A 12,553-nucleotide genomic window follows, 5' to 3' on the forward strand; every position below is an offset into this window, starting at 1 on the left:
AAGAACCTCGAACCGGCTCTTCGAGCCAAGGAGCACAGCATGAACACCGAAATCACCGAAGCGAGCACCATGAACCATCCCGTCGTGTCCAGGGACCGGTGGCTTGCCGAGCGCAAGGCGCTGCTTGCACGCGAGAAGGAACTGACCCGCCTGCACGACCAGATCGCGCGCGAGCGCCGCGCGCTGCCGTGGGTGCATGTCGAGAAGAACTATGTGTTCGACACCCCCGAAGGCCCGCGCGCGCTGGCCGAACTGTTCGAAGACCGCCGCCAGTTGGTGGTGCAGCACTTCATGCTCGGCCCGGGGTGGGAGCAGGGCTGCCCGAGCTGCTCGTTCATGGCCGACCACACCGACGGCATGACGCTTCATCTGGCGCACCGAGACACCACGTTCCTGGCCGTTTCCCGCGCGCCGCTGGCCGAGATCGAGCGCTTTCGGCAACGCATGGGCTGGCGGTTCAAGTGGGTGTCGTCCCATGCCAGCGACTTCAACCACGACTTCGGCGTGAGCTTCACGCCCGAAGAAAAGGCCAGGAACGAGGTCACCTACAACTACGCCAAGCAGCCTTTCGAGTGGGACGAGCTGCCCGGTATCAGCGTGTTCTACAAGGACGACGCGGGCGACGTCTTGCACACCTACTCGGCCTACCGGCGGGGCGTGGAAGCGATGATGGGCACCTATGCCTTGCTCGACCTCACGCCCAAGGGGCGCGACGAAGAGCCGGGCCGGGGCATGGCATGGGTGCGTCACCACGACCGCTACGAGCCGCAAGCGCTTGCCACGGCGGCGCCGGTCGTCGGTTCTTGCTGCGAGGCGCAAGCCTGAGTGCCGCCCGCCGCAGCGCACCCCGCCTCGCTCGAACGAATGCGCCATGGCAGACCTGTGGCCATGGATGGCCATCGCCGGCCTCGGCGCTCTGCATGGGTTGCACCCGGCGACGGGCTGGATGTTCGCCGCTGCATGGGGCGTGGGTGCGCGCGATGAGTCAAGGGTGCGGCGTGCGCTGCTGCCCATCGCCGGCGGGCACGCTGCCTCGATCGGGGTCGTGGCTTGCGCCGTTGCGCTGGGCGTGTCGATGGACCGGGCTCTCGTCCAGGGCTTGGCCGGCGCGCTGCTCGTCGGTGCAGCAGCGTATCGCTTGCTGCGCAGCACGCGGCAGTGCAGGCCCATCCGCATGCCGACGGGTCATGCGGGCATTGCGCTCTGGTCCTTCTTGATGGCCACCGGCCACGGTGCCGGGCTGATGCTGGTGCCGGCGCTCGTGCCGCTGTGCCTTGCCGACAGTCCGGCGCGCGAGATCACCGCTTCCGGCTCGCTGGCACTGGCAATGGCGGCCGTCGGCGTTCACATGGCGGCGATGCTGATCACGACAGGCGTCATCGCCACCGGCGTGTGCCGCGGCGTCGCCCTGCACCCTCACCTGCGGAGTGGCACAGCCTTGCGCACAGCGTGGACCGCGACCTTGGCCGTCACGGGCGTGCTGTTGATGGCGCTTCGCTAGCGTCAGCCGCGCCGAGCCGCTTCGATCGCAGCGATGTCGATCTTGCTCATCCCCATCATGGCTTCGAACGCGCGCTTGGCCGCCGCTCGATCAGGATCGGCGATCGCGGACGTGAGGGCGCGTGGCGTGATCTGCCACGACAGCCCCCACTTGTCCTTGCACCAGCCGCATGCGCTTTCCTGGCCGCCGTTTCCGACGATTGCGTTCCACAAACGATCGGTTTCGGCCTGGTCGTCGGTCGCAACCTGGAACGAGAAAGCCTCGTTGTGCTTGAACGCCGGGCCGCCGTTCAGCCCGAGACAAGGGATGCCCATCACCGTGAACTCGACCGTCAGGACATCGCCCTGCTTGCCGGCGGGATAGTCGCCGGGCGCGTGATGGACAGCTCCCACTGCGCTGTCGGGAAACGTCTTGGCGTAGAACTTCGCGGCGTCCAACGCGGCGCCGTCGAACCAGAGACAAATCGTGTTTTTGCTGGCCATCTTGGTTCTCCAAATCAAGCTCATGGCCGACGGGCACCTCCACGGTAACGACGGAGACCGACCCGGTGCTGCAGTTCGACGTCGCGCCGCCAAGGTCCGCTACGCAGCGGTTGCTGTCGGTGATGACCGTGCACCGAACGCACGGTCTCGGCCACAAAGCAGCCATCGCGAGGTCGACGAGTCTGTCGATCCGAATGAACGGTGTCGAAGACACTTCCGACATTGCCTGTGCCTGACGCCGGGCACTGCCGCCGACATTCTGCCGCCAAGGTTGAACGGCCGCTGCCAGTCTGCAGTTGAGCTTCGCCGCGACGGCACGACTGGCAGCTCATGGCCGACAGTGCGAGTACCCTGCCGTGCGAGGAAGCTACCCGTTGACGTTGTGTCCCACCGGCCACGACAACGTGGAGACGTAGCGCAGTCGCCGTGGGGTTCCACCCTGAACCAAGATGCGGTCTGGCCAAACCGGCCGGCTCTGAACTTGATTAGTACGAGCTGTCTGGCTTTGGCCGCTGTCGGGACCATTTTGCGACTTGAGGGACGCTTCGCACTGCAGGAACGCTGTGCGTGTAGCTGAACTTTGGCAACGCCACGCTGCTGACCGATTGATCTGCCGGGTCGAGAAGTGGGACTAGCCGCGTCTCGCAGACCGGCTTTGCGACAAGGAAGCGCCCACGCTCGTCGAGTCGTTCGACGACGTGCTGGCAAGAGAGCGAACGCCGCACGGTCCGTGACGACCGGGGAACGTTCACTATCGCAAATGCCGCGCAGGGCCCCACACGGCTCCTGGAGGGGCCCATAATTCAAGATTGGTATCCTGGCACGTGGCTTTTGCGAGATGGGGAAAAGATGAGAACAGAAAACGCAGCGGTGGATGGAGTTCTTGTATCGTCCAGGGATGAGATATTGGAAGAATGGCTGGCCGAAGTCTCGTCCGCAGGCTCCGGGGAAAGTGCAGCTTCCCGGGGGGAGGCGGACAAGTTTCTCGCGGCGTTTCAGGAGGGCATTCGACGAGACGGCGATGCTTCGACCTTCGAGTCCAGCTGCTGGGCCAAACTTCGGGAAGTGCTCGCCGATCTGTCGGAATCAAGCGCTGCCCGTGGAGTGAGCGCCGGCAGTACGAGCCACTTTGTTCAATCTCTCAAGAAACCATTATTCTCGCGCTTGCAAAAACACTTGGGCGCGGAGCCGGACAAGCTCGTAACCGCTTTATGGGCAGTGTCCACCCTCGTTGACAAGATGGCGCAGCTTACGGTCAACACATACCAGCGCTCGAGAGAAAACATCATTGCCCGTCAGCAGGCAGAGCTGCTAGAGCTGTCGACGCCTGTAGTAAAGCTGTGGGAGGGAGTGCTTGCCGTTCCAATGATCGGCACGCTTGACAGCAACCGCACTCAGCTCGTCATGGAATCGCTGCTGCAGCGCATCGTGGAAACAGGGTCCGAGCTTGCGATCATTGACATCACCGGCGTGCCAACGGTGGACACGCTGGTCGCTCAGCACCTGCTTAAGACCGTGACGGCGATCCGCCTGATGGGCGCGGATTGCATCATCAGTGGCATCCGACCGCAGATCGCTCAAACGATCGTTCATCTGGGAATCGATCTTCAAGGGGTCCAGACAAAGGCAACGCTCGCCGACGCACTGGCCTTGGCAATGAAAAAAGGCGGCTTTCAGGTAACGCGTAGTAAGGCGTAGGCGAGACGGATATGCAACGAATTCCGATTCTCCAAATGGAGAAGAACCTGCTGGTTACGATCCAGATTGACTTGCAGGACCAGACCGCGTTGACCTTGCAGGATGATCTCTCCGAGATGATTGCGAGAACCGGCGCTACAGGAGTGTTGATCGATATTTCGGCACTCGAGATTGTCGATTCGTTTATAGGACGGATGCTGGCCGGTATCTCCAGCATTGCACGGGTGCTTGATGCGACCACCGTACTAGTTGGCATGCAGCCGGCGGTGGCCATCACGCTTGTGGAGCTGGGTCTATCGCTCGAAGGAGTGCGCACTGCACTGAATGTTGGACGCGGGATGGCACTTTTGAAGGCGACCTCGGATGAGCATGACATCGACGACACCGCCTGATGGTTCGATGTTGCTGATTACTGAGCGAGACATCGTCGCAAGCCGCCAAACGGTACGCAAACTGACTCAGGAGCTGAAGTTTTCTCTCGTCGATCAGACGAAGATGATCACCGCTGCCAGCGAGCTGTCCCGCAACACTGTTGTATATGGCGGTGGAGGCGCAATGGAATGGGTTACGTTGACCCAGGGCACGAAGATTGGTCTACGACTGGCGTTCGAGGACAAGGGCCCTGGGATACCGAATGTCGAACAGGCGCTTACTGACGGCTGGACGTCCGGTCGCGGCATGGGCATTGGCCTCTCAGGCAGCAAGCGGCTTGTGAACGAGTTCGAGATCAAGACTGTCGTTGGCGAAGGCACCCGCGTGACGATTACGCGCTGGAAGTGATGTCGTGATTCCGCATTTCGTCATACCGGTGCATGAGCCGAACCAAGTCGGCGAAGCTCGCCGGGTGGCGGTGCGGCTGGCTGGAGAACTCGGTTTCAGGGACGTCGCGATTGGCCGAGTTGCCCTCATCGTCACTGAGCTTGGCACCAACCTTCATCGTCATGCCGTCGAAGGGCGTTTGCTCATCGCTGGTATTCAGGGGCCGTCGGGCACGTCGCTCGAAGTGCTGTCGCTCGATCGTGGGCCAGGAATGGCAGATATGAAAGAATGCTTGCGGGACGGCTACTCGACCGGCGGCACTGCGGGCACTGGCCTTGGAGCGGTTCGAAGGCTTGCAGCCCAGTTCTCCGCGTTCTCCTCAATAGGGCGTGGATCCGTTGTGCTTGCGCGCGTGTCGGATCCGAGCTCGCTAGAGGCCGCCGCTCGACGGCCATCTCGATTCGAGTACGCTGGAATAGCTATCGCTGCACCCAACGAGACGGTAAGCGGCGACGCCTGGGGATTTAGTGATCAGGGTGCATGCTCAACGTTGATGGTTGCCGATGGTCTAGGTCACGGTCCGGACGCTGCAGAGGCAGCGGATAAGGCCGTTCAGCTGCTCCACGGAAATTTGTCGGGCAGCCCGAGTTTGGTACTCGAGCGAACGCATCAGGCTCTGAGAGCGACACGTGGGGCTGCGGTGGCCGTGGCTCAGATGAACGCCGAAGCCGGCACCATCACTTATTGCGGTGCCGGAAATATCGCTGGCCGGCTGATCTCTGGGGTCGATGACCGCTCATTGCTCTCGCACAACGGGACAATAGGACTGCAGGTGCGCAAACTGCATGACACGCAATATCCCTGGCCTGAGCATGCAATGTTGGTGCTCTGTTCTGACGGAATAACGACTCGGTGGGACCTCAAGGACGACCCAGCTCTGCTGCAGTGTGATCCAGCCGTCATAGCGGGTTGGGTGATGCGCGATCATTGCCGCGGCCGCGACGATGCCACTGTTGTCGTCGTTAAGCGCTCTGAATGAGCGAGTCGAGCGGGATCGTACCTGCTGATTTTTCCATGGAGACCGACGTGTCCGAGCTGCGCGACCAGCTGGCTCTTAAGACGGAAGAGTTGGACAACCTTCGCCAGGAGCTCGAGGAAACAAACAGCGGTGTGTTGGCGCTATATGCCGAACTCGATACGCAAGCGGATCAGCTGAGACACGCTACCGAGTTGAAGAGCCGCTTCCTTGCTTACATGAGCCATGAGTTTCGGACGCCTGTCTCAGCGATACGCAGCTTGTCGCGACTTCTGCTGGACCGAGTGGACGGGCCGCTGACTGACGAGCAGGAAAAGCAGATCCGTTTCATTCAAACGACCTCCACAGAATTTGCGGAGATGGTTGACGATCTACTGGATCTTGCAAAGGTCGAAGCGGGGCGGGTTGAGATATCGCCAGCATGGTTTGAGATGGTGGACTTGTTCTCAGCGCTGCGTGGCATGTACAAGCCCGTACTGATCAATCCAGACGTGGTGTTGATCTTCGAAGAACCGCACGGTGACAATCTGCTGTACAACGATGACAAAAAGTTGGCGCAGATTCTACGCAACTTCATCTCCAACGCACTTAAGTTCACTTTGAAGGGCGAGGTAAGGGTAGCGGCCGTCCAGAGCAGCGAGGACGTGATTACGTTTTCGGTGTCCGACACCGGAATTGGTATTTCCGAGGAGTTTCATGGTGCGATCTTCAAGGACTTCGTTCAGATCGATTCTCCGATCCAAAAGCGGTTGAGAGGTACCGGTCTGGGCTTGTCACTCAGTAAACGGCTCGCAGAGCTACTCGGTGGAACTGTCGCACTCGAGAGCACGCTTGGCCGCGGCTCCACATTTTCGGTCAGCGTACCGTTGAGGTTCCCACTGCCGCAGGGCGCCGAAGGGGGGGTCCATTGTGAATGACGCGGCGACCAAGCTTTGGCCAATAGACCGATCGATGCATGAGTTGCTGGTTGTAGATGACGACCCCGCCAGTCGTTACGTCACCACCAGACTGCTCAAAGCGGCCGGGTTTCGTGTTCGAGAAGCAGCCACCGGCATGCAGGGTCTCGACTTGGCCGACGATTCGATTTCGGCCATGGTTCTCGACGTACATTTGCCTGACATCCACGGATTCGAGCTTTGCCAACGACTGCGACTTCGCTCTGATGCTACTGCCCGTTTGCCGGTGCTGCATCTCACGGCCGCATTCGTGACGGATGACGACAAGGTGCGCGGTCTCGACTCGGGCGCAGATGCGTATTTAACGCACCCTGTGGAACCGGCGGTCCTCGTAGCGACGGTCCAAGCACTCGTGCGCACGCACGTCGCCGAAGGAGCAATGCGCAGGAGCGAGGCGAAATTCAAGGCGATCTACGCCCAGGCGCCAAGCGGGATCTCGCTTCTTGACGCTACCGGCAGGTTCTCTGATGCGAATCCGGCGCTGCTGACTTTGCTTGGGCGCAGTCTTGCCGATATTGTTGGGAAGCGGGTGAGCTGCTTCGTTCCGCCTGAATGGATCGAGCGTGTCGATGCCTATACCGCACGCGTTGCAGACGCTCCAAGACATCACGAGTTCCCCGTCCTCTCTGGAGATGGAAGGCAGGTGCACCTTGAATGGGCCATCTCTTCTCACGTCGAGCCGCCTCTCACCGTGGCGGTTGCCACGGACATACTCAGAGAGTGCTGCTTGAGCAGCAGCGCCTAGCGCTACTTGAACGCGAGCGTGTGGCCCGCAGCTCAGCCGAACGCCTTAATACAATGAAGGATGAATTCATTGCAGTACTGTCGCATGAGCTACGAACGCCCCTGAACGCGATCATGGGTTGGACGAATGTCCTTCAGCGACTTATTACCAGCGACGAAGCAGTGCGGGGATTGGGGGCCATTGAGCGCAACGGCAAGATGCAGGCGAGGCTCATCGCCGACTTGCTTGACATGTCGAGCATGAATCTGGGCAAACTGCCACTCGATCGAGAGTTGACTGATCCAGCTGTAGTCGTCGAAGAAGCCGTCAATCTAATTCGGCCGGCAATAGAGGAAAAGGGCGTCAGTTTGGTCGTCGACTTAACGCCGCCTTATCGTCCCATATGGATCGACCGCTCACGTATCGACCAAGTCTTGTCGAATCTATTAAGCAATGCCAGAAAGTTCTCCGCTAACGGAGGTGAAATTAGCATCACTCTAAGGGAAGTTGAGGAGGGCTTGTATCTTTGCGTCAAAGATCAGGGCTTGGGCATCGCACCCGACTTTCTACCTTTCCTATTTGACCGGTTTACTCAGAGCGACGCTACGCGCAAACGGCATTCCGGTGGTCTAGGTCTCGGCCTGTCGATCGTTAAGCACATCGTTGAAGCGCACGGAGGGGCCATTCGTGCGCTCAGCGATGGACTTGGCCTAGGTGCTCAGTTCGAAGTTTGGTTGCCCACAGACCGCCAAGACGGTGGTCCTTCAGGCGACGTGCCCTATGCGCTGCGCGAGGTGCCTCGAGATTGGGCTGGGCACGAGAGAGCTCTCCAGGGATTGCGCTTGCTAGTGGTCGACGATGACCCAGAGGCGCGCGCAATGCTTCAGGTCATCTTGCGGGAGCGCGGGGCAGTGGTTACGCTGGCCGTCGACTACGACGGGGCACTTCTTGCAAATGAAGAATCAGTGCACGATGTATTGATCAGCGACGTTGGCATGCCGACAAAAGACGGATACGACCTAATCCTTGAGATCCGTACGAGAGAGGCCGGGAAACATCGATTGCCTGCTATCGCACTTACGTCCTTCACGCGCGAGCAAGACAAAGAACAGGCGCTTTCGTCCGGCTTTGACGCTCACTTTCCCAAGCCGCTTGATGCGGAACGTCTTGTTCGGCTCATCAAAGTGCTTTCTGGGCGTGCAAGTGATTCTGGATCACATTGGGCGCCACTTTAGAAACAAACCTACGCTTCGCACAGTGCGGGTGGGGCAGGTAGTAACGGCTTACATGTTGACGCACGGATGCGACCCGTTGTACGGGTGCTTATGGCCGAGAAGAGCCGACGGTTTCGCCATCCCCCTCTCCTTTGACCCGAGTGGGTCAAGAAAGTGTTCCTCGGTTCCGGGAATCCTGATTGCGGAAAGTGGATCATTGCTGTTCAGCGGCACGGTGGGTCTCCTCGAATCTTCAGGGGTACTTCGTGGCCCGGGGGCCATGGATGCATGCTTACTGGCGCACTCCGATGCGCCTTCATGCTGATTCCAGAGCGGGGCGCAGTTCGAATGCGATGCGGCCACTCAGCGCAAGGGCTGGTAGCGCGATGCCGCTTCGTTGCTCGAGAGGTGGGGCGCCATCGCCTTGCGCGCGCCTTCGTAGGCGTCCCAGAGGGCCACGTCGTGCAGCGACGGAAGCGTCACCGACTCGCCGCGCTCGAAGCCCAGCAAGGCGGCATCCACCAGGTCTTCGGCACGCATCACGATCTGCGCCGGCAGGTGCTCCACGGGAAGGCCGCCGCGTGCCCAGAATTCGGTGGCCGTCGCACCCGGCAGCACGGCTTGCACCCGCACGCCCTTGCCGGCCAGTTCGTGCTGCAGCGATTGACTGAAAGCCAACACGAAGGCCTTGCTGCCGCCATACACGCCGTTCAGGGTCTCTGGCGAGACGGCCACGATGGAGGCGATGTTGATCAACGCTCCTCTGCCGCGTGCCACGAAGCCTGGCACTGCCGCGTAGCTCAGCCGGGTGAGCGCCGTCACGTTGAGGTCGATCATGCGCACCATCTGGTCCACGTCGCTCTCCAGCAGCGACGTGTGCGTGCCGATGCCGGCGTTGTTGACCAGCACGGTGATGCACGCATCGTGCTTGAGCTTGTTTTCCACGCTGCGCAGCGCCACCGGGTTGTTCAGGTCGGCGGGAAAGACCTCCACCGCGCGGCCGTGGCGGCTGCTGATGTCCTCGGCCAACGGATTCAAACGCTCGCGATTGCGGGCGACGAGGATAAGGTCGTAGCCGCGTCTCGCCAGGCGGTCGGCGTAGAGGGCTCCGATGCCGGAGGAGGCTCCGGTGATGAGGGCGGTGCCCAAGTTCGTCTGCGTCATGGTGGTGCTCCGTTTAGGGGTTGCGATGGAGCACATGTTGTGCCGTATGGCGTCTGGCGTAAATGACGCTTATAGTCATGTTTTATGTCATCCGCTCCGGAAACCGCACATGCACAGAATCGGCTACGTCCTGCCGGCCAACTTCCAGGTGATGGCGCTGGCCACGCAGGCGGTCTTCGAGTTCGCCAACCTTGTGGCGGGCGAGCCCTTCTACGAGGTGATTTGTCACTCAATGCCCGGCGGCACCGTGAAGGCTTCGCTGGGCACGGCCCTGCAGACGAGGCCCTTCACCGCACGCAGCACGGCCGACACATGGATGGTGGTGGGCGTGATCGACCCGTTGGCCACCCCCTCACCATCCGAACTGCTGCATGCGCTGCGAAAGTGCAGCGCTCGTGCGCGTCGGACCGTGGGGCTGTGCACCGGAGCCTTCGTACTGGCCGAGGCCGGCTTGCTGGCAGGGCGACGCGCCACGACACACTGGGCTTATACGGACGCACTGCAACGGCGGCATCCGGACGTCCAGGTCGAGCCGGACCGCATCTTCATCGCCGATGACCCGATCTGGACCTCGGCCGGCATGACGGCGGAGCTGGACCTGGCGCTCGGCCTCGTCGGGAAGGACCTGGGCGACGACATAGCGCGATCGGTGGCACACCGGCTGGTCATGCATCAGCGCCGTTCGGGCGGCCAGTCGCAGCATTCGGAGATCCTGAATCTCGCGCCGCGTTCGGACCGCATCGCGCGGGCGCTGGAGCATGCACGCCGCCACCTGGCGCAGTCGCTGGGCGTGGAAGAACTCGCTGCGGCCGCGAACCTTAGCCCGCGCCAGTTCAGCCGTGTGTTCACGGCCGAGACCGGCCAGTCGCCGGCCAAGGCGGTAGAGCGTCTGCGCGTGGAGGCGGCGCGCTTGATGATCGAGCGCAGCCGCCACCCGCTGGAGGTGGTTGCACGCGAAACGGGCTTTCGCGATCGGCGCCATCTTCGCGAGGCGTTCATGCGGGGCTTCGGCAAGCCGCCTCAGTCACTCAGGCGCGACGCCCGCCTGGGGTCCTGAAGCGTGTCGAGATGACGGTAACAGTCTTGCCATGCGTCGATCGTCGACAATCGGCACACGAGACCGACCACTCGTTCACGAGCGCTGGCGTTGCCATGCGATGTCTTGATTGGAGCTGGACGCAGGGCCCGCGGCTTCTGGCTACGCGATGCAGATCAAAAGCCGCTGGTCCTGGGCAAGAGCAACTACGGCTACGCGCCGCTTGGCCCGTGGATGGTGACCGCTGACGAAGTTCCTAACCCGCAGGAAGTGGACCTGTGGCTGGAAGTCAATGGCGTGCGACGCCAGACCGGCAACACGCGCACCCAGATCTTCGGCGTCGCGCACATCGTGTCCTACCTGAGCCGCTTCATGGCCCTGCAGGCCGGCGACGTGATCGCCACCGGCACGCCGCCGGGCGTTGGCTTGGGTCACAAGCCGCCACTGTTCCTGAAGGCCGGAGATCGCGTCGAGCTGGGCAGCCGGATGCTGGGCGAGCAGCGGCAAGAGGTGGTGGCCTTCGATGACGAAAGAATGGGGCGGCGTTGGCGCGAAGGGCACCTTCCCCTGTTTTGAAACATCTGCGCTCTAGTGAACGCGACACCTCAAGCAGTCACGCGTCGGCCACGGGTCACGGGTGACTGCTTCTCACATGAACGAAGGACTGCTGAGGGTCGGGAGTGCCCGGTCGCGGTCTTCCACAGCGGACATCGTGTGGCCGAATTTTCGAACGTCGGGTTCCGAAGCAGAGCGCCCGGTCGCTTTTGCCAGCCGTCGACGACCGGTCTCCGGCGCAGCCGTCATCGGGCAACGGAAATCGATCTTCCGCAGTCAGTCTGTTTCGGAAATTCGTGGGACGACACCTATCAATAGCGGTTGGCCAACTCAGTCCAGACCGGAAGCTTGCACTCGTTCGCTTGCTCGAGTACGTCCGACGCAACTTATCGGCTGCCGTGCTCGCTTTACATGCGCTCAAGAAAACTTGACCGTAGCAGCACGCTTTCACGGTGAAAGTCGAGATAGCGTCGCTGTCCGATCGAAAAGCTCCCGACATTCAGCGCTCGCTGCGAGTCGATGCCCATTCGCAGCAACGACTTGCGGTCCGCCACGGGCGAAACGATCAAACCCCCACCGTCCTCGAAACCGATGAACCCGCGATCGAACAGATGGTCGACGCTGGGTGTGAGCAACAGCCCGTTCTCGCCGTCTAGACGTTCCTCGTTCGTCGCGTCACGCCAGGGCTTGCAGTGGCTGGCGCGCAGGTGTTCTTCTCGCGTTACGCCGGTGATCCGACACGCATGTTCGAGACGCATCACGCGCTGCTTGAAAATGCCTTGGCCTCGCCGCGCGAGCACAACGGCCTGCCGCTCGGTCTCGGGCATGGTGTCGTCAGAGCGCATCCTGCTCAGTTCGTGCTCTTCCCACTCCACGAGGCCGATCGCCGCGGGGATCGACACCTCCCCGGCCACGCGATAGCCGAGCACCAGGTCTCGCGCCTCGGCGCCGAGCAGGTCGATCAAGGCAGCCGCCAAGCGCTCGGGCAGGCGGGTGAGGTACACGCTCTGCAGGCCGGCGCCGTTAGGGCGCAACGGCGCATACCGGTCCGGCAGCAGCGGCGCGAGCACGGACATGTGTTCTGAGGGCTTGATCGGCAACCTCAGTTCGCTGAAGCGGACGTCCAGGCGCCAGCCGATCATGTCCCAATAGGCACCGGCTTGGCCGAACTCCAACGGCTTCGGCGCCTCGTAGGCGTGGGAGGCCGCAATACCGATGGCGCGTATGACGGTGTCCGCGAAAGAGAACACCACGTCACCCGGCGCCACCTCGCGCATGAAGTCGTAGAACGGGTTCCGGGCCTGGTTGGTCTTGCGCTTCGGCGACCACAAATAACCGCCCCGCACTTCGTGGCGATAGGTCTGGTTCTGATTGACCCACCAGTAGCGCACTGTGGATTGCCGCTGGTCCAGCCTACTGTCGCGCCGA

14 protein-coding genes are annotated in these 12,553 nt (G+C 61.6%); 11 read left to right on the forward strand and 3 right to left on the reverse strand.

Translation table 11 applies throughout. The annotated features are described in order from the left end of the window. Positions 1-39: 39 nt before the first annotated feature. Both H0W40_RS05500 and H0W40_RS05505 read left to right on the forward strand, forming a co-directional pair. Positions 40-825, forward strand: a complete 786-nt coding sequence (locus H0W40_RS05500) for a thioredoxin family protein (RefSeq protein WP_292444014.1) — start codon at positions 40-42, stop codon at positions 823-825. A 46-nt stretch (positions 826-871) separates the two neighbouring features. After that, entirely contained in the window at positions 872-1,501 is a 630-nt protein-coding gene (locus H0W40_RS05505; RefSeq protein ID WP_292444016.1) for a hypothetical protein, read from the forward strand. A 2-nt stretch (positions 1,502-1,503) separates the two neighbouring features. On the opposite strand, the gene H0W40_RS05510 is transcribed toward H0W40_RS05505, so the two are convergent. Further along, complete coding sequence (locus H0W40_RS05510) at positions 1,504-1,983, reverse strand: VOC family protein (protein WP_292444018.1); 480 nt, start codon at positions 1,981-1,983, stop codon at positions 1,504-1,506. Positions 1,984-2,832: 849 nt separating this feature from the next. Between H0W40_RS05510 and H0W40_RS05515 the strand changes: the two genes are divergently transcribed. Genes H0W40_RS05515 through H0W40_RS05545 form a run of 7 tightly spaced genes read left to right on the forward strand, consistent with a single transcriptional unit; the run spans position 2,833 to position 8,391 of the window. Next, positions 2,833-3,681 (forward strand): STAS domain-containing protein, encoded by an 849-nt coding sequence (locus H0W40_RS05515; RefSeq protein ID WP_292444020.1) that lies wholly within the window; start codon positions 2,833-2,835, stop codon positions 3,679-3,681. Positions 3,682-3,692: 11 nt separating this feature from the next. Beyond that, complete coding sequence (locus H0W40_RS05520) at positions 3,693-4,073, forward strand: STAS domain-containing protein (protein WP_292444021.1); 381 nt, start codon at positions 3,693-3,695, stop codon at positions 4,071-4,073. Beyond that, positions 4,045-4,461, forward strand: coding sequence for an anti-sigma regulatory factor (locus H0W40_RS05525; protein ID WP_292444023.1), 417 nt, complete (start codon positions 4,045-4,047; stop codon positions 4,459-4,461). Before H0W40_RS05520 ends, H0W40_RS05525 begins: the two co-directional genes overlap by 29 nt. A 4-nt stretch (positions 4,462-4,465) precedes the next feature. Further along, positions 4,466-5,479: a SpoIIE family protein phosphatase gene (locus tag H0W40_RS05530; protein WP_292444024.1), complete on the forward strand. Its 1,014-nt coding sequence runs from the start codon at positions 4,466-4,468 to the stop codon at positions 5,477-5,479. A 35-nt stretch (positions 5,480-5,514) separates the two neighbouring features. Beyond that, entirely contained in the window at positions 5,515-6,393 is an 879-nt protein-coding gene (locus H0W40_RS05535; RefSeq protein ID WP_292444079.1) for an ATP-binding protein, read from the forward strand. A 34-nt stretch (positions 6,394-6,427) separates the two neighbouring features. Continuing rightward, positions 6,428-7,177, forward strand: a complete 750-nt coding sequence (locus H0W40_RS05540) for a response regulator (protein ID WP_292444025.1) — start codon at positions 6,428-6,430, stop codon at positions 7,175-7,177. Continuing rightward, on the forward strand, positions 7,153-8,391 hold the full coding sequence (locus H0W40_RS05545) for an ATP-binding protein (RefSeq protein ID WP_292444028.1): 1,239 nt from the start codon (positions 7,153-7,155) through the stop codon (positions 8,389-8,391). The genes H0W40_RS05540 and H0W40_RS05545 overlap by 25 nt, the downstream gene beginning before the upstream one ends. Before the next feature lie 342 nt (positions 8,392-8,733). Here the strand turns inward: H0W40_RS05545 and H0W40_RS05550 are convergent, their stop codons facing one another. After that, positions 8,734-9,534 carry an SDR family oxidoreductase gene (locus H0W40_RS05550; protein WP_292444030.1) on the reverse strand — a complete coding sequence of 267 codons (801 nt, stop codon included), beginning with the start codon at positions 9,532-9,534 and terminating at the stop codon, positions 8,734-8,736. A 109-nt stretch (positions 9,535-9,643) separates the two neighbouring features. On the opposite strand from H0W40_RS05550, the gene H0W40_RS05555 reads away from it, so the two are divergent. Both H0W40_RS05555 and H0W40_RS05560 read left to right on the forward strand, forming a co-directional pair. Further along, a complete protein-coding gene (locus H0W40_RS05555) occupies positions 9,644-10,591 on the forward strand; it encodes a GlxA family transcriptional regulator (protein WP_292444032.1) in 948 nt (315 codons plus the stop codon). Positions 10,592-10,699: 108 nt separating this feature from the next. Continuing rightward, positions 10,700-11,146: a fumarylacetoacetate hydrolase family protein gene (locus H0W40_RS05560; RefSeq protein WP_292444080.1), complete on the forward strand. Its 447-nt coding sequence runs from the start codon at positions 10,700-10,702 to the stop codon at positions 11,144-11,146. Positions 11,147-11,532: 386 nt separating this feature from the next. Here H0W40_RS05560 and H0W40_RS05565 read toward each other — a convergent pair whose 3' ends face one another. Beyond that, positions 11,533-12,516, reverse strand: a complete 984-nt coding sequence (locus H0W40_RS05565; RefSeq protein ID WP_292444034.1) for an HNH endonuclease — start codon at positions 12,514-12,516, stop codon at positions 11,533-11,535. Between the last annotated feature and the right edge of the window lie 37 nt (positions 12,517-12,553).

Origin of the sequence: Methylibium sp. (assembly GCF_013817345.1) — a bacterium.
Taxonomy (GTDB): Bacteria; Pseudomonadota; Gammaproteobacteria; order Burkholderiales; family Burkholderiaceae_C; genus Methylibium.

Bases quoted from the DNA above. Each gene is read 5' to 3' on its own strand.
- H0W40_RS05520 (WP_292444021.1), top strand. From the start codon at position 3,693: ATGCAACGAATTCCGATTCTCCAAATGGAGAAGAACCTGCTGGTTACG.
- H0W40_RS05555 (WP_292444032.1), top strand. From the start codon at position 9,644: ATGCACAGAATCGGCTACGTCCTGCCGGCCAACTTCCAGGTGATGGCG.
- H0W40_RS05550 (WP_292444030.1), bottom strand. From the start codon at position 9,534: ATGACGCAGACGAACTTGGGCACCGCCCTCATCACCGGAGCCTCCTCC.
- H0W40_RS05505 (WP_292444016.1), top strand. From the start codon at position 872: ATGGCAGACCTGTGGCCATGGATGGCCATCGCCGGCCTCGGCGCTCTG.
- H0W40_RS05535 (WP_292444079.1), top strand. From the start codon at position 5,515: ATGGAGACCGACGTGTCCGAGCTGCGCGACCAGCTGGCTCTTAAGACG.
- H0W40_RS05540 (WP_292444025.1), top strand. From the start codon at position 6,428: ATGCATGAGTTGCTGGTTGTAGATGACGACCCCGCCAGTCGTTACGTC.
- H0W40_RS05510 (WP_292444018.1), bottom strand. From the start codon at position 1,983: ATGGCCAGCAAAAACACGATTTGTCTCTGGTTCGACGGCGCCGCGTTG.
- H0W40_RS05515 (WP_292444020.1), top strand. From the start codon at position 2,833: ATGAGAACAGAAAACGCAGCGGTGGATGGAGTTCTTGTATCGTCCAGG.
- H0W40_RS05500 (WP_292444014.1), top strand. From the start codon at position 40: ATGAACACCGAAATCACCGAAGCGAGCACCATGAACCATCCCGTCGTG.
- H0W40_RS05525 (WP_292444023.1), top strand. From the start codon at position 4,045: ATGAGCATGACATCGACGACACCGCCTGATGGTTCGATGTTGCTGATT.